16 protein-coding genes and 1 tRNA gene are annotated in these 19,987 nt (G+C 41.1%); 11 read left to right on the top strand and 6 right to left on the bottom strand.

The genetic code is table 11. The annotated features are described in order from the left end of the window. Positions 1 to 36: 36 nt before the first annotated feature. A tRNA-Ser gene (locus K7A41_RS00805) sits at positions 37 to 121 on the bottom strand. Positions 122 to 215: 94 nt separating this feature from the next. Then, a complete protein-coding gene (locus K7A41_RS00800) occupies positions 216 to 1,100 on the bottom strand; it encodes a bestrophin family protein (RefSeq protein WP_265712193.1) in 885 nt (294 codons plus the stop codon). Between the two features lie 66 nt (positions 1,101 to 1,166). Between K7A41_RS00800 and K7A41_RS00795 the strand changes: the two genes are divergently transcribed. From K7A41_RS00795 to trxA, 3 genes are read left to right on the top strand one after another with little or no spacing between them, the layout of a single operon-like run. Further along, positions 1,167 to 2,015: a glycoside hydrolase family 25 protein gene (locus K7A41_RS00795; RefSeq protein ID WP_265712192.1), complete on the top strand. Its 849-nt coding sequence runs from the start codon at positions 1,167 to 1,169 to the stop codon at positions 2,013 to 2,015. A gap of 5 nt (positions 2,016 to 2,020) precedes the next feature. Further along, positions 2,021 to 2,764 (top strand): rhodanese-like domain-containing protein, encoded by a 744-nt coding sequence (locus K7A41_RS00790; protein ID WP_265712191.1) that lies wholly within the window; start codon positions 2,021 to 2,023, stop codon positions 2,762 to 2,764. Then, positions 2,751 to 3,047: a thioredoxin gene (trxA, locus tag K7A41_RS00785; RefSeq protein WP_265712190.1), complete on the top strand. Its 297-nt coding sequence runs from the start codon at positions 2,751 to 2,753 to the stop codon at positions 3,045 to 3,047. Before K7A41_RS00790 ends, trxA begins: the two co-directional genes overlap by 14 nt. A 96-nt stretch (positions 3,048 to 3,143) precedes the next feature. On the opposite strand, the gene K7A41_RS00780 is transcribed toward trxA, so the two are convergent. The 3 genes from K7A41_RS00780 to mqnC form a co-directional block, all read right to left on the bottom strand. Next, positions 3,144 to 3,305 (bottom strand): hypothetical protein, encoded by a 162-nt coding sequence (locus tag K7A41_RS00780; RefSeq protein ID WP_265712189.1) that lies wholly within the window; start codon positions 3,303 to 3,305, stop codon positions 3,144 to 3,146. A gap of 153 nt (positions 3,306 to 3,458) precedes the next feature. Then, positions 3,459 to 4,019, bottom strand: coding sequence for an SMC-Scp complex subunit ScpB (scpB, locus tag K7A41_RS00775; RefSeq protein WP_265712188.1), 561 nt, complete (start codon positions 4,017 to 4,019; stop codon positions 3,459 to 3,461). An 8-nt stretch (positions 4,020 to 4,027) separates the two neighbouring features. Continuing rightward, positions 4,028 to 5,152 (bottom strand): cyclic dehypoxanthinyl futalosine synthase, encoded by a 1,125-nt coding sequence (gene mqnC, locus K7A41_RS00770; RefSeq protein ID WP_265712187.1) that lies wholly within the window; start codon positions 5,150 to 5,152, stop codon positions 4,028 to 4,030. 411 nt (positions 5,153 to 5,563) lie between these two features. Between mqnC and K7A41_RS00765 the strand changes: the two genes are divergently transcribed. The 8 genes from K7A41_RS00765 (at position 5,564) to K7A41_RS00730 (ending at position 18,493) form a co-directional block, all read left to right on the top strand. Then, a complete protein-coding gene (locus tag K7A41_RS00765; RefSeq protein ID WP_265712186.1) occupies positions 5,564 to 8,848 on the top strand; it encodes a SusC/RagA family TonB-linked outer membrane protein in 3,285 nt (1,094 codons plus the stop codon). Between the two features lie 17 nt (positions 8,849 to 8,865). After that, on the top strand, positions 8,866 to 10,605 hold the full coding sequence (locus K7A41_RS00760) for a RagB/SusD family nutrient uptake outer membrane protein (protein ID WP_265712185.1): 1,740 nt from the start codon (positions 8,866 to 8,868) through the stop codon (positions 10,603 to 10,605). 121 nt (positions 10,606 to 10,726) lie between these two features. Then, positions 10,727 to 12,046, top strand: a complete 1,320-nt coding sequence (locus K7A41_RS00755; protein ID WP_265712184.1) for a D-alanyl-D-alanine carboxypeptidase — start codon at positions 10,727 to 10,729, stop codon at positions 12,044 to 12,046. A 10-nt stretch (positions 12,047 to 12,056) separates the two neighbouring features. Then, a complete protein-coding gene (locus K7A41_RS00750; RefSeq protein ID WP_265712183.1) occupies positions 12,057 to 13,355 on the top strand; it encodes an MFS transporter in 1,299 nt (432 codons plus the stop codon). 20 nt (positions 13,356 to 13,375) lie between these two features. Continuing rightward, positions 13,376 to 14,104, top strand: coding sequence for a (Fe-S)-binding protein (locus tag K7A41_RS00745; protein WP_028071312.1), 729 nt, complete (start codon positions 13,376 to 13,378; stop codon positions 14,102 to 14,104). A gap of 24 nt (positions 14,105 to 14,128) precedes the next feature. Next, on the top strand, positions 14,129 to 15,019 hold the full coding sequence (locus K7A41_RS00740; RefSeq protein WP_028071313.1) for a TIM barrel protein: 891 nt from the start codon (positions 14,129 to 14,131) through the stop codon (positions 15,017 to 15,019). A gap of 226 nt (positions 15,020 to 15,245) precedes the next feature. Further along, positions 15,246 to 16,820, top strand: a complete 1,575-nt coding sequence (locus K7A41_RS00735; RefSeq protein ID WP_265712182.1) for a peptide MFS transporter — start codon at positions 15,246 to 15,248, stop codon at positions 16,818 to 16,820. Between the two features lie 83 nt (positions 16,821 to 16,903). Then, positions 16,904 to 18,493, top strand: a complete 1,590-nt coding sequence (locus K7A41_RS00730; protein WP_265712181.1) for a peptide MFS transporter — start codon at positions 16,904 to 16,906, stop codon at positions 18,491 to 18,493. Positions 18,494 to 18,616: 123 nt separating this feature from the next. Here the strand turns inward: K7A41_RS00730 and K7A41_RS00725 are convergent, their stop codons facing one another. Further along, the gene (locus K7A41_RS00725; RefSeq protein ID WP_265712180.1) at positions 18,617 to 19,909 is read right to left on the bottom strand and encodes a hemolysin family protein; all 1,293 of its coding nucleotides are present in this window, start codon (positions 19,907 to 19,909) and stop codon (positions 18,617 to 18,619) included. Positions 19,910 to 19,987: the final 78 nt, after the last annotated feature.

The raw sequence follows: 19,987 nt of genomic DNA, 5'->3' as shown, positions 1-19,987 counted from the left end.
CCGAAAAAGCCTTTCATTGCTGAAAGGCCTCTTGTGCGGAGAGTGAGGGATTCGAACCCCCGAACCTGTGACAGTTAACGGTTTTCAAGACCGCCGCATTCGACCACTCTGCCAACTCTCCGCGACAAAAGTAGAAATTCTGACTAGATTTGCAAAACTTATTTTTGCTGCCCCTTCTTATGATTTGAAAATGAGCTAGATTGTTTTTATCAACGCTAGGCAGAGATAATCTCGTGGCAATGTTTTTTTATATTGGTAGCGATTTTATCAATCGGCAGATCGTCTTGATCTACTCCAAAAGGTTCTTCTATGGATTCTCCGATCAATTCCAGCGAAGCTAATACGTACAAAATAAACGGGACAGCCACGACAACGAAATATCCGATAGAAAATACATAGCCAATAGGAAGTGTCATCGTATAAAAGATGATAAACTTTTTGATGAAGGCACTATAGGACAATGGGATCGGCGTATTTTTGATTCTTTCACATGCTCCACATACATTTGTCATGGACACGATTTCCTCATTGAGTATAAAGAGCTGGTCGCCACTGATAATTCCAGTTTTATATAGTTCGTTTATTTTCTGAAAAATCATATTGGATACCTGATTAGGACCATGTTTTTTACTGTCCAGCGACTTTAATTCGGGATGCTCATTTTCGTCAAGCATAAATTTGGTGTAGTCAGACCGCAAAAAGTCATATAATGTCTCTGCGAATAGGGGAATAGCTTTACGGAAAAAGCTGCGGTTCACTTTGTCTTCTTCGGATAGAATAGCATTGAGTTTATACGAAAATGCTCGACTGATATTGGTCAGCGTGCCCCACTGTTTACGGGCTTCCCACCAGCGGTCGTAAGCTGAATTCGTGCGGAACACCAGCAATAGGGAAATGACAAAGCCTAACAGATTATGGACAATGGTAATGTTCTTAACCCAGCTTTTTTCATTTAATTTAAGGTACTCGAGCTCGAGATAGGCGATCCCCCAAGAATAAATGGCAATTAAAATGAGAAAGGGCAATAGCTTTTTAAAGGTATCTGATTTGTGTAGCTTGAAAGTTGCTGACAGCCAGTCTTTAGGGTTGTATACAATCATATACAAAAATATAAATTGTTGGGAAAACTTTGTGAGTTTATTATGATTGCCGTAACTTCATCTCGTATGACGCAACAGCGAACAAAACAAACGAAGGCGACGGTGAAGCACAAACCGGCCCGTGAGACCAAATGGATATGGACAGCGGGGGCGATGCTTGTTTTTTTTCTGGCGCTAATGGCCTGGCATTACAAAGCTGGTATAATCTATTACTTTCGGACGATAACCTCTAAAAGCCGAACCTTGGCAAAGGATGTCAAGTACGATATCCGGAATATCGAAATCATGAGTAAGCACAATGATAAGGTATTTGGGATAGATGTATCAACCTATCAGGACAATATTGACTGGCAAAAGGTAAATACAATAAACGACCAGTTTCCCATTGACTTTGTCTTTATACGGGCAACAATGGGCGAGAAAGGGGTAGACGATAAGTTCAGCAGAAACTGGTCCAAAATAGAAAATAGAGCAATCCTAAGGGGAGCTTACCATTACTTTCGGCCGAATGAAAATTCAGTCAAACAGGCCAAAAATTTTATCCGTAAGGTCAAGCTCCGGCCAGGAGATCTACCGCCAGTACTGGATATCGAAGAGCATCCAAAGCAACAATCGATGGACAGCCTCAAGGTAGGTTTAAAACGATGGCTTAACGAAGTGGAATCGCATTATAAGGTCAAGCCTATTCTCTATTCTGGGGACAAATTTTATAGCGATTTTTTGGAAAGGGAATTTTCAACATACACCCTCTGGATTGCCAACTATAATTTTTGGATTGAAAATCCGAAAGACCACTGGGCGTTTTGGCAGTTTTCCGAAAAGGGCACCGTAACAGGCATCCGTGGTGATGTAGATTTAAATATCTATAATGGTAAAATTGAAGAATTGGAAAAATTGCTTATTCCGTTTAAATAAAAAAAATGCGAAGATTTTTAATGTTTATGTTTACCACAGGTATGCTTATTTGGGCCGGAGGTTCACCTGCTTCGGCCGGACAGGAAAATACCTGTTGTTTTTTGTTTGGTGTTGCCCAAGATGTCCCGACGCTCAGCGTCGAACAATTTAAAAGGTACCGTAAGCAGACTGACGTCATCGTATTGGATACACGCTCCGGTGATGAGTTTTTAAAAGGCTTTGTTCCCCAGTCTGTCAATATCGGTTTCAAGGGGCCTTTCGATACTTTTTTGATGCGGGTGTTTCCGGATAAGAGCCAGAAGCTGCTCGTTATTGTTAAAGACGTGGAGAGGGATGCAGTATTACAGCGGCTGCTCGGATTGGGATATACCCGAGTTATTGGTACTCTGATCGGTGGGATAATCGAGTGGAAGTGCAGTGAAGCCGTGGACTCCATATCAGACCTAACAGTAAGCGAATTTTATAAAAAATCAGACCAAGGTCATATTGTTGATGTTCGTACTCCCGAAGAGTTTGATCGCGGACATATTGACAATGCAATGAACATTCCGTTGTTGGATTTCGCTAATTTTGGGAATACGCTTAAGAACGACAGCCCATGGGTGTTTGTACACTGTCAGTCAGGATATAGAAGTGTGATCGCTGTCTCCATTTTACGCGCAAAGGGATTTAAACATATTTGCAATATCCAGGGAGGATATAAGGCATTAAAAGAAGAAATAAAGGAGAATAATAATGGCAACTTTTGACCAGATTATACAATCAAATTCACTGGTTTTGGTGGATTTTTTTGCAACGTGGTGCGGTCCATGCCAGACTATGGCGCCAATATTACAGGATGTAAAGGAGTTTTATCAGGAGGATCTTTCTATCATCAAGATAGATGTGGACAAAAATCCTAAAATTGCTGCTATTTATAGGGTAAGCGGCGTCCCGACGTTTATACTGTTTAAAAATGGACAGCAGGTATGGCGGCAGAGTGGGATGATTCCGAAGATGGAATTACACAAACTGATCGATCAGGTGAAGTAATCGAAAGTGAAAAAATAAGGCGTTCAATGTACATTGAACGCCTTATTTTTGTAATGATTCTCTGGTTTTAATAGGTAGTGTTGTATGCACTATATATTAAAATTCATCGTCATCATCGAAGTCATCCAATCCTCCAATCGAGTCGATTTCAGATATATCGAAATCATCATCGAAATCATCATCGTCGTCATCAGGTCCGTTGAAAGATGCGAACTTTACTTCTTCAAGATCTTCGTTAGCTAACATTGCCGTGTTCATAAAATAATACTTTATTGTTTCTTATTCAATGTTGTAAAATTAGAGAAGAAAACGATTTTTTAAAACTTTTTTTAAAAAAAATATATGGCTTTATTTTTCTGTTAATCAGTATGTTGAACTCTGTTTTAAAAATAAAAATTTATTTTATTTTATTTACTCATTGGTTTCGCCAATTGCATTGTCTTCTGTCACGATATCTTTAAGCTGCGGTAAATCGCGGACACCATTAATCCCGAAATGATCCATGAATTGTTGGCTGGTGGCGTAAAGTAGCGGTTTGCCGATACTGTCAGCTTTACCTGCGATCTTGATCAATTTCTTTTCCAATAGCCTTTGAATAGAGTAATCACAGCTCACTCCCCTAATTTGTTCAACCTCTAGTTTTGTAATTGGCTGTCGGTAAGCGATGATGGCCAAGGTTTCAAGGGCGGACTGGCTTAGTTTCCTTTTGTTGCTGTGGTTCTGTAACTGTTGGATCGATTCGTGGTAAACGGCTTTTGTCAGAAACTGATAGGAATTGTTAATATACCTTAGCTCCAAAACGTAATCTTCGTCTTGATATTTGATTTCGATCTTTTTGATCAGGTCACGCAACTCTTCCCTAGAGATCTCAATTGCGAGCGCTTCCTGCAAAATCTGCTTGATGTCGCCCAGATCGATGCCTTCTGCAGAAGCAAATATAATTGCTTCGATATTTCTAATGACGTCTTTCAATGTAAATATTAATAATTAATCACTTGTTCGACCATATGCGTCGGAAGCTCTCTGAACTCATATTTTTGTGTTCTCAATTGGGGTTTAAAACCTGCTTCTATGATAGCTTCCTGTATCGACCTCGACGTGAAACGATGTGGTGCACCGGCTGCTGAAACAACATTTTCTTCAATCATAATGGACCCAAAATCATTTGCTCCTGCATGAAGGCACAGTTGCGCTGTTCTTTTGCCAACAGTAAGCCAGGACGCTTGGATGTTTTTAATGTTGGGTAGCATAATCCTGCTTAAGGCAATCATGCGGATATACTCTTCGCTGGTTACGTTGTTGGTAATGCCGCGGAGCCGTTTCAATAAGGTGCCATCATCTTGGAAAGGCCAAGGAATAAAAGCGATAAAGCCGTAGGCGTCTTTTGGTTTTTCTTCCTGTACTTCCCGAATCCAGACGAGATGTTCAAACCGTTCTTCTATGGTTTCTATGTGTCCAAACATCATTGTCGCAGAAGTAGGCAAATTTATTTTATGTGCGGCACGCATCACATCAAGCCATTCCTTTCCGCCACATTTTCCTTTCGAAATAAGTCGTCTGACACGGTCGTTAAGGATCTCCGCGCCGGCACCCGGAAGAGAATCCAGACCAGCAGATTGTAGCTGGGTGAGCACATCGATATGACTCATATTTTCCAGTTTGGCGATATGAGCGATCTCGGGCGGGCCAAGTGAATGCAATTTTAGTGTAGGATAAAGATCCTTTAGCTGCTTAAATAGATCTTTGTAGAAATTAATACCTAAATCGGGATGGTGGCCTCCTTGCAATAATAACTGGTCACCACCATATTTAAAGGTTTCTTCGATCTTCTGTTTGTAACTTTCGATATCAGTGATATAGCTATCCTCGTGTCCGGGTCGACGAAAGAAGTTGCAAAACTTGCAGTTCGCAACGCAAACATTGGTGGTATTGACATTTCGGTCAATCTGCCAGGTTACTTTACCATGCGGCACTTGTATCTTTCGCAATTCATTGGCTACAAAAGTCAAATCAGCTGTAGGGGCGTTTTGATATAAAAATACACCCTCTTCCTTGGAGAGGAACTCAAATCGGAGCGCCCGTTCTAATAAATTACTTGCATTCATTTATCACAAATATAAGTACCTTTTGGCGTATTTATATGTATTTGCAGAATATTTGACAATTCTGTTTTGACAACATAGCGAAAAACATGAACACAACAGAGTATTGGTCTTTTGTAACAAAAATACCGATAAATAGCTTAGTGTATAAAATACAATATCTTGATTTATAATGTGTTGTAACTTAAATTCATTTTTTTCTTTCTTTTTACATTTATTATTCTTTACATTTATTTAACAGATTTTAACATTTTCTGAAAAATAACCAAACAAATAAAAAATGATAACCAAAATGCGCCATGGCCAATGGCATTTAATATTGTCGGAGATTGAAGCGCAATAACCAAACTAAAAGACCAATAGAACCAAGAAACAATAGACATAAATTTTTTTAAACCACCTATTTATAAAATTATGATGAAAAAAACGGACAAAAATTGCTGTTTTGATCTCATATTGGGCCAAAAGTTCAATAAGAGGTTCCTGTTGATGAGTTCTCTTCTCGTTGCAGGAGGAATGACTGCTCATGCAGCTGCCAATGGGTTGGAGGCTCATAAGCGAGTTGAAGTCGTTTCACTATTTAAAGTCAAAGGATTTCAGGAGACACCGATTAAGGGTGTGGTTAAAGATGCCGTTACCGGTGAACCCATCAGCGGTGTCTCGGTAAAAGTTAAGGGGACTGCGAAAGGTACTTCCACCGACGCGAATGGTGCATTCACCATCGACTCAAAAATAGGTGACGTACTGATCGTAAGCTATATCGGTTATAGCAGCTCAGAAATAACAGTTGTCGGAAAAGCAGATTTAACAATTTCGCTCAACTCTTCAGAAGACGCCCTGGAAGAAGTTGTTGTGACGGGCTATTCGACACAACGCAAGAAAGATTTGACAGGATCTGTCGCCGTTGTCAATACCGATCAGTTGAAGACAACTCCCTCTGCAAGTGCCGTAGAGTCTTTGCAAGGACGTGCGACGGGCGTGCAGGTAGTTACAGATGGTGCTCCTGGAGCTACTCCGGCGATCAAGATTCGGGGATATAGTACTATCAATAATAATGAACCTCTTTACGTTATTGATGGAGTACCTTATGAAGGTAAATTAAGCTGGCTGAACCAAAATGATATCGAATCTATGCAGGTGCTAAAAGACGCGTCTGCTGCTTCCATTTACGGTTCTCGAGCAAATAACGGAGTCATTATTGTAACCACGAAGAATGGGCGATCGGGAAGCAAACCCCAAATTAATTTTGATGCTTACTATGGTGTGCAAGTTCCTAACAGCTCGCGATTCCCCAAAATGTTAAGCCCACAGCAAATATTGGACCTAAACAATAAATTAAATGGAGAAAACAATGTGCTTCCTGATTATTTGATCGCAGGAAGTAAAATAGGAGCCGATGTGACTGCTAGTGATGCAGATATGTCAAAATATAAATACGCAGATAATAAGGAAGAGTTTTATCAAATTACTAAGGCGAATAAGGCGGGCACGGACTGGTTTAAGGAGTTAAGTCAGAATGCGCCAACCCAATCTTATCAATTGAGTACGGTAGGGGGAGGTGAAAATGCAAGTTACGCTGTTTCGGGAGGATATCTGGGGCAGAAAGGTACCGTGATTCACACAGGCTTCGAACGTTTTAATATTCGCTCTAATACAAACTTTTCTGCTTTTAACAAAAAACTCCGTTTCGGGGAAAATATGCAATACAGCTTCACAAAAGGACATGGTATTGGCGTAAACACAAATACGGCAGGAGATTATATCGGTGAGGGCAGTGTAATTGGTTTTGCCTATCGTATTAAAAATATTATACCGGTATACGATGAAGGTGGGCACTTTGCAGGTTCTAGAGGTGGCTGGGGGAATGGTGAAAACCCCGTAGCAATTGCATATCGGGCTAAAGATGACGTCAGCAAGAGCAATTTATTTTTTGGAAATGCATTTGGTGAATATGATATTTTTAAAGGTTTGACTTTCAGGACAAGTTTCGGTATCAAATATGAGAATTATTACTCCATGGACTATACTTATCCGAACTTAGAGTTTACCGAAGGTAGCGCAAATAATGGGGTAACCGAAACCTCTGGTTATAACACAGAATGGACTTGGACAAACACATTAAACTATAAAGCCAATTTTAATGATGTTCACAACTTAAATATCTTGTTGGGATCTGAAGCTATTGACAACTCCTATCGGCAGGTTCAAGGTAAAGGAAATGATTATTTTATCACAGATAATCTGGATTACTTTTATGTAAGTTCGGGCAGTAAGAAATCAGGTGAAAGCGAAGGAAACTTTGGATCTCTATACTCTATCTTCGGTAAGGTAGATTATTCTTATAAAGATCGATATTTATTGAGTGCAACTGTAAGGCGGGACGGGTCTTCTAATTTTGGTCCGAAGAACAAATATGGAACGTTCCCCGGGGCGAGTGTAGCCTGGCGCCTGTCCCAAGAGGAATTTATGCAAAATGTGTCTTGGCTGAGCGACCTCAAAGCCAGGGTAGGATACGGTATTACAGGTAACCAACGTATACCGTCATTTCAATATTTAAAAAGATATCAATTGTCGCAAAATTCATCTTCTTATCCAATAGGCGGTAGCTTGACTAGCGGTATGTGGATAAGCGATTATAATAACGATAATGTGAAATGGGAGCAAGTTAAATCACTAAATGTGGGGCTGGATTTTTCTTTATTCCAAGGTAAAGTCGACGGAACATTTGACTGGTACAACAAAAAGACTTCAGATATGCTTTTCGCGTTGCCATTAACAGCGACAGCGGTAGGAAGAGGGAACTCGCCTTATATCAACATCGGTGATATGGAAAACAAAGGTGTTGAAGTCTCGCTTAATTATCATCATCAACAAAAAGATCCGGATAAATTTAATTTTGATATTGGGGTTAATTTTTCTAAGAACAAGAATGAAATCATTTCATTGGCTCCCGGTGTTGATGAAGTCGTCTATGGAGCATTCCGGAGTATGGAAACTTCTATCATGAGAAAAGGACAGCCATTTGGTGCTTTTTACGGTTTTAAAGTCGCAGGTATTTACCAGAATGAAGGTGAGCTGAAAAGTTACCCTGGTTATACTGATGCTCGAGTCGGCGGTTTTCGGTTCGAGGACATCAATAGTGATGGCGTGATCGATGCTAACGACAGAACGATTATCGGCTCGCCACACCCTGACTTTACTTACTCATTAAATTTTAACGCAAATTATAAGAGCTTTGATTTAATGATGTATTTCTATGGTTCGCAAGGTAATCAAAACTATGAAGCGACACGGTATTTTACTGATTTTGGTGTATTTGATGGGCAGAAAAGCGTTCGTATCCTTGACGCTTGGAGTACATCAAATACCGGTAGTATGATTCCATCTCAGACTAAAGAAAAGGTCTCTGCGAATGAGTATGCGTCGTCGACCTATTATATACAAGATGCTAGTTTCTTAAAAATGAAGAATCTACAGATAGGTTATAATTTTAAAACAGATAAATTGTTTGGAGCGGAAAGTAGTGTTAAAAAATTACGAGCGTATTTTGGTGTAACAAACCTATTTACAATTACCAAATATGAAGGATTAGATCCTGAAGTGACCGCAACACCATCAAAATACCCCGCATTAGGTGTAGATTTTGGGGTGTATCCACAGTCTAGGCAATATATGTTAGGTGTAAGTTTAGGGTTTTAACTTAAAGAAATGTAAAAATGAAAAATATAAGAGTTTTTATAGGTTTAGTGAGTGTTGGAATCGCGGGATTGGTTGGATGTAGTAAGGGGTTTTTAGAGAAAACGCCGCAAGGTCAACTCATTGAAGAGCAAGTAGGAAATAAAAAAGGTGTGGAAGCTGCTTTAATCGGGGCTTATTCAATACTAAATGGAAATGTTAATGGCACATGGGGAAATTATGCGTCTGCTCCCAGCCAATGGGTCTTCGGAGAAATCACTTCAGATAATGCTCATAAGGGATCTACTCCAACTGACCAACCTAATATGAATATGTTGGTGAATTTTTCGCCCTTATCTTCCAATGATAATTTAAGCACCATGTGGCAGGTTTATTATGAAGGCATCATTAGGACGAATAGTACATTGGCTTTGTTAAAGCAAGACCAAGCGGGGACCAAAAGTATTTCTGCGGATCGTGCAAAACAAATTGAAGGTGAAGCTAAAATGCTACGTGCTCATTATTATTTTCTTCTTTGGCGGGTCTTTAAAAACATTCCACTTATCGATGAGAATACGACTACGGAAGAAGCTAAGCTTGTCAAAAACACTCAGGAGAACGTGATCTTGCCTTTTATCGAAAACGATCTGAAAGTTGCTGTCGCCAATTTGCCGACTTCTAAAATCAATAACGAAGCTGGTCGGATGGATCAGTATGCGGCAAAAGCGTATTTAGGAAAGTTATACCTTTATCAGAAAAAATATAAGGAGGCGCTAGATCTTTTTAAAGCAGTGATTGCCGGTCGGGATATTACAACAATGCCTTATCAGAACAATTACGATGTATTGAAAGAAGATGGGCCGGAAGCTATCATGGTGTCTAAGCATGTAATCAATCCTGACGGTTCTGGAGATAACGCGAATGTGGGGGATATGTTAAGTGGGCTAAATGGAGACAACCCTGTCGGTTGTTGTGGTTTCTATCAACCGACCATTGATTTGGTCAATGCGTACAAGGTGGACGCAAATGGTCTCCCTTATTTGGACGGATCGTATCGAAATAACCCATATACCTCCGATATTAAATTGACAGGCGAAGCGTTAAAAAATTATAAGCTTGATACCAAACTGAGTTTTGATCCTCGTCTGGATTATAATGTTGGACGTAGGGGAGTCATGTTTCTGGATTATGGCATCTTCCCGGGCGATCCTTGGTTGAGGTCTGAAGGAAATGATAGACCACATGGTGGCCCTTTTTCCGGCATTAAGACAATGATTCCTAAAGCGCTATTTTCTGGTCATACATCTAACGATGGAAAATATGTAACAGATTTGGATGTGAACATTATTCGTTTAGCTGATGTCATCTTAATGGCCGCAGAATGCGATGTTGAGTTAAATAATCTAGGAGAAGCGTTGATGTATGTGAACTGGATTAGAAGTCGCGCAGCGAAACTCCCACCTAAGTTGACAGCAGATGGAACACCTGCTGCTAATTATGTTGTTAAACCGTATCCATCATTTCCGAACCAAGACTATGCCCGGAATGCCGTTCGATTTGAACGCAGATTGGAGTTAGCTATGGAGGGCCATCGTTTTTACGATTTAGTTCGTTGGGGAATCGCAAAGCAAGTCATTGAGTCTTATTCCGCTTTTGAAGGAAATATTCTTCCTACATTCAAAGACATCACGTTTACGACCAACAGAAACGAGATATTTCCAATACCACAAGATGAAATTAATAGAAGTATGGGGAATTTAGTTCAAAACCCAGGCTATTAACAATCTGTATGTAACTAAAAAAGGAGGAATTGATTTCCTCCTTTTCTATTTTAACGGTTTGTATCCGAATTTTGGCAATAGGTGAAAAGGACTTGTCGCGCTTTTTTGTATGTTTGAGCCGATGAAAAATTATCTGCGCTCCATCCTGCTATTTTTGATGGTTCCATGTCTTATACATTCGGTACATTCCCAGGAATTTGAAGACCTCTACCGGATGTTTCAGGAATCAAAGATACTGAATGATCATTTTTACGGATTTTCGCTGTATGATCTCCATTCCGATAGGTTCGTTATGGATATCAATGGCAATAAGCATTTTACGCCGGCTTCCAACACCAAAATGTATACCACGTATGCAACGCTTGAACTCCTGGGAGATTCGATACCTGGATTGGAGTATGTGGAGAGAGGTGACTCGTTACTAGTCTGGGGGACCGGAGATCCTACTTTTTTACATAATAGACTGGATACACGGGTGGTCTATAATTTTTTGAAGAAAACCGACAAAACAATCTATATTGTGCCCGGAACAATGAAAAATAAGTTCTACGCACATGGCTGGGCAATGGAAGATTACGAGGCGTATTATCAGCCTGAAATAAGTACATTTCCAATTTATGGAAATGTCGTGACCTTCCGCCAGAAAGGTTATAATCGCCTTGTTACATCCCCCGCAAGTTTTCAAAAGCTCCTGGATGTCCTGGCGGAACCTAAGCAGGGAGGCTTCGAACTCTCCCGCTCTTTTAGAGATAATCGCTTCTGGATGTCCAAACGAGCTGTGCCAGAAGATTACGTCAATGAGGTACCTTTTATTTATTCTGATACTTTGTTTATTCGGCTATTGTCGGACACCCTTGGCAAGAATGTGCAGTTATTGGATTACGCGAAACCAAATGATACCAAAATTCTGTATTCAGGACTGACCAAAGACCTCCTCCGGGAAATGATGCTACCCAGTGATAATTTTATTGCCGAACAGTTTCTGATGATGTGTTCATGGCGACAGTTTGGGCAGTTTGATACTTATCTGGTACGTGACTGGATGAAAAACAATGTGTACAAGTTCTTTTCAAGCGAAGTGGCCATTTTTGACGGATCTGGCTTATCGTCCTATAATAAAGTGACTCCCAACAATAATATCGATCTGCTGGTGTTACTAAAAAGTAAGATTCCGGATGAAAAAGAACGGTTCCGGCTATTCCCGGCCGGTGGGGTGGACGGTACATTAAAGAGGACCTACAGCAAGGATCTGGGTGTACCCTTCGTCTTCGCCAAAACGGGCACCATCACCTCTGTTTACAATCAGAGCGGGTACTTAATAACACGATCCGGCAGACGCTTTGCCTTTTCGTTTATGAACAATAATTACATCGATGATCAGGCACCTGCAATTCGTAAAGAAATGGCTAAAATAATTACTTATATTCGTCAAACTTATTAAGCCAATTTACATGCAAGCAATTGAAAAAAACAATAAAAAATTGATCCGGTCCTGGGCCATGTTTGACTGGGCTAATTCTGCTTATAACCTTGTCATTACCTCTACCATCTTTCCGGTTTACTATACCACGATTACGACTACAAAAGAGCATGGTGATGTGGTTAATTTTTTCGGCTTTGAAATTGTCAATACCGCATTATCCAATTTCGCACTCGCGGTAGCTTATTTGTTGATGTCCTTTTCATTGCCTTTTATATCCTCCTATGCTGATGCACGGGGGCTGAAGAAACAAATCATGAAATTTTTTACCTACATGGGGGCAATCTCCTGTATGTGTCTATTTTTCTTCAAACTTGAAACGCTGGAAATCGGAATAATTTGTTTCGCTTTAGCTGCAATGGGCTATATCGGAGGTGTGCTATTCAATAATTCATATTTGCCGCTACTGGCGACTGTGGATCAACAGGACCGCGTGAGTGCCCAAGGGTTTGCTTTTGGTTATATAGGCTGTGTTACCCTACAGATACTTTGTTTTATCGTAGTGCTGAAGCCAGCATGGTTCGGTATCACTGATCCTTCTTTGCCAGCACGGATATCTTTTCTAATGGTCGGATTGTGGTGGTTGGGATTCTCCATGATACCTTTTAAATACCTGCCCAAAATTGAAGCGTCGGCAAACAATACGGACAAAACCTTTGTGCAGAACGTAAGGGATGAATTTACTTATGTAACTCAGAAAATAAAGGGCATTCCGGAGATTAAGCAGTTTCTACCTGCTTTTTTCTTTTATGCTATCGGCGTACAGACCCTCATGATTGTCGCCTCATCCTTCGGTGAAAAAATTCTTCATCTTGGTGCTGAACGGTTGATCGCTACGATTCTTTTGATTCAGCTGGTCGCTATATTGGGAGCGTTTCTGATGTCTTATTTATCGAGGATCTATGGGAATATCAAAGTGTTGATTGTGGTTGTCATGTTGTGGATCGCGATATGTATAGCCGCATTTTACTTGTCTACGGCCTTGCAATTTTATATTATTGCAGCACTGGTTGGTTTAGTGATGGGCGGTATACAATCTTTATCCCGGTCAACCTACTCTAAATTGATTCCTGCCGATATCAAGGATACAACAGCCTTCTTCTCTTTTTATGATGTGACAGAAAAAGTAGCGATCGTACTTGGGCTGTTTTCCTTTGGACTGATCGAGCAGATCACACACAATATCCGTTACTCTGCTTTGGTCTTGTCTGTGTTTTTTGTAATTGGATTGTTACTTTTGATACGGATATTAGTATCCAATAAATCTTAATTTTATTGATTGAATTAAATATGAAAGTAGAACTTTTTGTTCCTTGTTTTATAGACCAGCTTTATCCGGACACTGCTTTTAATACGATCCGTTTGTTGGAAAAAGCGGGTTGTGAAGTGGTCTACAATCCTGATCAGACTTGCTGTGGCCAACCGGCCTACAATGCTGGATTTTGGGACGATGCGAAACAGGTCGGCAAGAAGTTCCTCGATGATTTCTCAGGACAGCACCTGATCATATCACCCTCAGCCTCCTGCACTGGTATGGTCAGACATGGTTACAGCGATCTATTTGCCAATTCGGCCGATTCTCACCAGTGTCATAAAATACAACAGCAGGTAATGGAAGTTTCCGATTTTCTAGTCAATGTACTGAAAAAAGAGTATTTTGGGGCTGAATTGGAGGGTGTAGCGGTGTATCATGATTCTTGTTCGGCACTGCGTGAATGCAAAATTAAAAATGAACCTAGAAAGTTGCTGAGCAGGGTGTTGGGGCTGGAAATGGTAGAGGTCAAGGACAGCGAAACTTGCTGTGGTTTTGGGGGGAGCTTTGCTGTTAAATTTGAAGGTATATCAGCGGCCATGGCCGAGCAAAAGGTTCGTAACGCCATGGCACTCAATGCCGATTATATTATATCAACAGATTCTTCCTGCTTATTGCAATTGCAGGGATATATTGATAAACATAAATTACCCATTCAGACTCTGCATCTTGTGGATGTACTGACGACTGGCTGGGGAAATATATAAATAACACACTTTAAATCTAAACACATGAATTCGAGAAGAGATTTTCTAAAAAACCTTGCATTAGCTTCTGCTGGTATCGCATTGGCGCCATCGTTGGAAAGTTTTGCCACCGCAAAGAAAGATTGGTTTGACATTTCCTTAGCTGAATGGTCCTTACATAAAACGTTATTTAAAGGTGATCTGAATAATTTGGATTTCCCAGTTGTGGCAGCCAAAAAATATGGTATATATGGTGTTGAATATGTAAATCAGTTCTTCAAGGACAAGGCCAATGATAATAACTATCTAACAGAGCTTAACATGCGCGCCAAAGATAATGGTGTCCGCAATGTCCTCATCATGGTGGATGGCGAAGGGAACCTAGGTGATGAGGATGAAACTAAAAGGAAACAAGCTGTACAGAATCATTATAAGTGGATTTCAGCCGCAAATTTTTTGGGTTGTCACGCTATCCGTGTGAATGCCGCCGGTAAAGGCACTCCCGAAGAGGTTAGCAAACGTGTGGTTGAGAGTTTGACGGCATTATCGGATATCGGAAAAAAAGCAGGTATCAGCATCATTGTAGAGAATCACGGTGGTATATCGTCCCACGGTGACTGGTTGGCTAAGACATTAAAAGCTGTGGGAAGCAAATACTGTGGCAGCTTGCCGGATCTCGGTAATTTTTATGAATATGACCGTTATCAAGGGGTAGCAGACCTGATGCCTTATGCGCATGGTGTCAGTGCAAAGACACATGACTTTGATGCCAATGGAAATGAAACGCAGATCGATTATGAACGCATGCTGAAAATCGTGAAAAAGGCGAAGTTTAAAGGTTATATCGGCATTGAATATGAAGGAAGTAAATTAAGCGAGGAAGAAGGTATCTTCGCTACTAAAAAATTATTGGAGCGCCTGCGCCCGCTGATTTAATTGAAAGCCGCGTTTCTCTAAAAAGGGAAATGCGGCTTTTCACAGGAGCTAGGCTGATGCCGGACCGCTGGTCCGCGCCTGTCTCTATCATCATCCCATATATTAACTATAGTTGTTACAGAACCTTTCGTTGAGTGTTTATCGTATCATAGCAGATATTCAGCTGGGGATAAAAAGGAATAATCGACATCACACTACCTGATATTGAAAAATAAGAATTGAAAACATGAATTTGGAAAAAGATGCTGTTCTGGAGTCCCATCTAACTCAAGTGGGGGCTGAACATGTATTGGTGAAAGGACATCCCGCAGGCTTATTTGTATTGTTTTTTACTGAAATGTGGGAACGCTTCAGTTATTATGGGATGCGAGCCCTATTGGTCAACTTTCTGGTTTCTACGATTGCCCAGCATGGCTGGGGCTGGACCAATTCAGAAGCCATGAAACTATATGGTCTATATACCGGCATGGTCTTTTTAACACCATTATTCGGTGGGATTATTGCTGATCGCGTCACCGGATATAAAAAGTCTATTATGGTGGGGGCGATAATCATGACCTTAGGGCATCTGTCGATGGCCATGGAAGGTTTTAGCAAGAACTTTTTTCTAGCTGGGCTGATGCTCATCGTTCTTGGGAATGGTCTTTTCAAACCGAATATCTCTTCGATGGTTGGTAAACTGTATCCTGACAAAGGAGGGAAAAAAGACGCTGGATATACGATTTTTTACATGGGCATCAACGGAGGAGCCTTCCTCGGCATGATGTTATGTGGTTATATTGGCGAGAAAATTGGCTGGCACTTCGGCTTTGGACTCGCAGGGATCTTTATGTTCTTGGGGATGCTGCAATTTTATTTCGCACAGCGTATTTTTGGGACAATAGGTAACAGTCCGGAGAAAGCGGATATAATGCTGGAGCAGTCCGTAAAAGAAGACGAGCATCCGAAGCACATCGTGCGTGACCGCCTATTGGTAATTGCTATTTTTATGTTTTCCAGCATCGTGTTCCATCTAGCTTTTGAACAGGCAGGTGGATCGATGACTATATTTGCAAAGAATTATACACAGCGCCTGTTGAGCGGAGGAGCTGCAACGATTTTTAAATGGGCTGACTTTGCATTGACGATAGTACCTATTGTCGTGATCACGGGCGTACTCTATGTATTGGCAAAAAAGATAATCCGTAAATATCCGCTCATTATACTTTTTTCAGGGATTTCATTTGTTATCATCTGGTCTCTATGTCTCTGGAAGGTGTACCGTGAATACCATGGTATGAACTCTGAAGTTACCGTTTCTTGGTTTCCTATGCTCAATTCCTTCTTTATCATTACTTTAGCTACATCTTTTAGCAAGATATGGGAAAAGGTATGGAACCCCTCCGGCCCGATTAAATTTGCCATGGGCCTCACATTGGTAGGAGTTGGCTTTGCCGCATTGTCTGTGGGGAGCGCCGAAATACCGACAGGGGCGAAAACTGCTTCGGTAAGTATGATCTGGCTGGTGGCCGCTTATTTTTTTCATACCGTAGGCGAACTGTGCATTGGTCCCGTGGGATTGTCGTATGTCAGCAAGCTGTCACCAAAGAAATTTTTGGGACTGCTGTTTGGTTTTTGGTTTTGTGCCAACGCCATTGCCAATTTTATTGGTGGCTTTATCGGATCTTACATCGATAACATCACCAGTTCTCATTCCATGTCGTATTTCTTTGCGGTATTTACCATAATACCGATGATTGCAGCTGTATTGCTGATTCTAGGAAATAAAAAAATAAAAAAGATGATGCATGGAATTGATTAATTCATAGAAAAATAGTGTATATTCAAGCGATTTTTAACAAAATAAAAACAAAACCTGAGTTATAAAACAATTATCGAAATTATATGAATCAAGAAAAAGATCAAGTTCTTGTAGCACATCTGGCCAAACAGGGGATTGACGACAAGATGGTGAAAGGGCATCCTGCCGGATTATTCGTGCTATTCTTTACAGAAATGTGGGAGCGTTTTAGCTACTATGGTATGCGTGCGCTTCTGGTTAACTTTCTAGTCTCCACGATTGCACAACAAGGCTGGCAATGGACAAATGAAGAGGCAATGAAATTATATGGAGTATATACCTTCGCCGTTTACCTCACACCGCTCTTTGGGGGCATGATTGCTGACCGCTTGACGGGTTATAAAAAAGCGATACTTATAGGCGCTTTGATCATGACTCTCGGGCATGCCTCAATGGCCTTGGAAGGTATTTCTAAAAGTTTCTTTTTTCTTGGTTTAATCTTGATGATTTTGGGGAATGGGATGTTCAAACCCAATATATCTTCCATGGTCGGTAAATTATATCCCGATACGAGCCCTAAAAAGGATGCGGGCTATACTATTTTCTATATGGGTATCAACGGAGGTGCATTTTTAGGTATGTTGCTCTGCGGTTATATTGGTGAGAAAATCGGCTGGCATTATGGGTTTGGATTGGCTGGTGTGTTTATGTTTTTTGGGATGATCCAATTTTACTTTGGGCAGCGTATTTTTGGAATTGTAGGTGAAACTCCAAAGGCCATTCAGGCGGACCATGACAAAAAGATGAGTGTCAACAAGGAGGAGGAAGAAACGATTCCGGCAAATATTGTGCGTGACCGTCTGGTAGTCGTTGCGGTTCTGATGATAGCCAGTATCGTGTTCTTCTTGGCGTTTGAACAAGCAGGCGGTTCGATGACAATTTTTGCAAAAGATTATACACAGCGCCTGCTCAGTGGAAATATGGCCATTGGTTTTAGGTGGCTGGATGCTGCCCTAACCATATTCCCTATCATGGTCATCACCGGTGTACTTTTTTCGCTGGCTAGAAAGGTGTATACCAAGTATCCACTGACCATTATTTTTACCGCTATCTCCTTTGCCATCATCTGGGTTTTGTGTATCTGGAAAGTGCACCGCGAATTTACAGCAGTGAATACGGAGGTAACCGTGTCTTGGTTCCAGATATTAAACTCGTTCTTTATTATTACACTTGCATCGAGTTTTAGTAAGTTCTGGGAGAAGGTATGGAATCCCTCGGGCCCGATTAAGTTTGCGCTGGGTTTAATATTGGTGGGCGTAGGTTTTGCAGCCCTGTCATATGGAAGCCTTTCTATTCCACAAGGAGCTAAAACAGCCTCTGTAAGTATGATCTGGCTGATATTAGCCTATTTTTTCCACACTTCCGGCGAGTTATGTCTTTCTCCTGTAGGCCTTTCCTATGTGAGTAAATTGTCACCAAAGAAATTCCTGGGCCTCTTATTCGGTTTTTGGTTTTGTGCGTCTGCAATAGCAAACCTGATCGGTGGATTTTTGGGTGCATATATTGATAAGATAACCACAACACATTCGATGTCCTACTTTTTTGGCATCTTTACAATCGTACCCTGTATCGCAGCTTTAATTCTGATTTTATTAAATCCAGTACTGAAAAGAATGATGCACGGGATCAATTAATAACGTACGTATCATAGTTAGAATACATAGTAACCGAGGGGCGGTCCAACTTATTACCGGCCCTCGGTTTTGAGCACTAAGATTCCATGGGTGCGTACCGCAGGCGCAGATGCCAGTGGTTTGTTACTCTTCTATTTTCAGTAACAGCTTGTCTATGCGGTTGCCGTCCATGTCCAGTACCTCCAACACCAAATTTTTAAAACGTACACGCTCTCCTTCTTCCGGAACATGATCCAGTAATAAAAATACTAGGCCGCCCACGGTCGTGACGTTGTTGATGTCATCTTCATCTTCCTCGGAAAGACCTACCTCAAATTCGTCAAAAAGATCTTCGATCTGATACTGTCCATCCACGACATAGTCTCCACTTTCAAGCTGCCGTATGGAGGGACGTATACTGATGTCACTTTCCGTAATATTTCCCACCAAATCGCCGACGATATCACGTAGTGTAATGATGCCTTGGGGCGAACCATATTCATCTATGACCACAGCTTGATGCACCTTGGATGTGCGCAATATGTTCATGATGCTATAAGAAGAACTGAATTCGTTGACAAATTTTATCGGAAGCAGCACCTCCTGAAGATTAAACGGTTTGTTCTCTAGGCACTGCCGTAGCAAAGACTTGACATGAACTACCCCCTTAATATTGTCCAGACCACCTTCACAGACGGGATAGATCGAGTGATCGTTATTCAGGATTACCTGTCTGTTTTCTTCAAAGGAGTCCTCTAGGTCCAAGAATACGATATTTTTGCGGTGAGTCATCAGGTTAATGGCTTTCTTGTCTCCCAGGCTTAGAAGACGGTCAACAATGTCATGCTCAATACCTTCGATCACGCCACTGTCTACACCTTCGTCGACCAGCGCTTTTATCTCCTCTTCTGTTACGCTGTTACCTGTGCTTTTAATGTTCAGGATCTTGACAATAAACTCCGTGGATGCGCTTAAAAGCCAGACAAAGGGTCTGACGATCTTGCTAAGCAGGTTCATTGGGTAGGCGATAAACATGGCGTATTTTTCGGGGATAGCCATACCGATACGTTTCGGGACCAGTTCACCAAGCACCAGGGAAAAGTAAGTGATAACGAGCACGACCAAAATGACGGCTAATTGCTGGCTGTAGGGGGCAATGATGCTCGATTTGTTGAAGATTTCAATGAGATAGGCTGAAATACTGCCGCCCGAAAAGAATCCTGTTAGAATGCCAATCAGGGTGATCCCTATTTGTACTGTCGAAAGAAAACTGTTGGGCGACTCTTTCAGATGGAGAGCGATTTTCGCGGCTGGATTATTTTTATCGCTTTCGGCCTGCAGCCGCGCTTTTCTGCTGGACACGATAGAAATTTCGGATGCGGACAGTACCCCGTTTAGGATAATCAGTATGAGGATTATAATTGCTTCAGTGAGCATAATGTGTTGAAAGTTGTTTACTAATGCTAATTTAAGAAAAAGACAGTCTAAATCGTAGAATAATCGCTTTATAAAGCA

Source organism: Sphingobacterium sp. InxBP1, assembly GCF_026191775.1.
GTDB lineage: Bacteria > Bacteroidota > Bacteroidia > Sphingobacteriales > Sphingobacteriaceae > Sphingobacterium > Sphingobacterium thalpophilum.
Note: the sequence above shows the minus strand (reverse complement) of the source record. Positions and strands in the feature narration are given on the sequence as shown.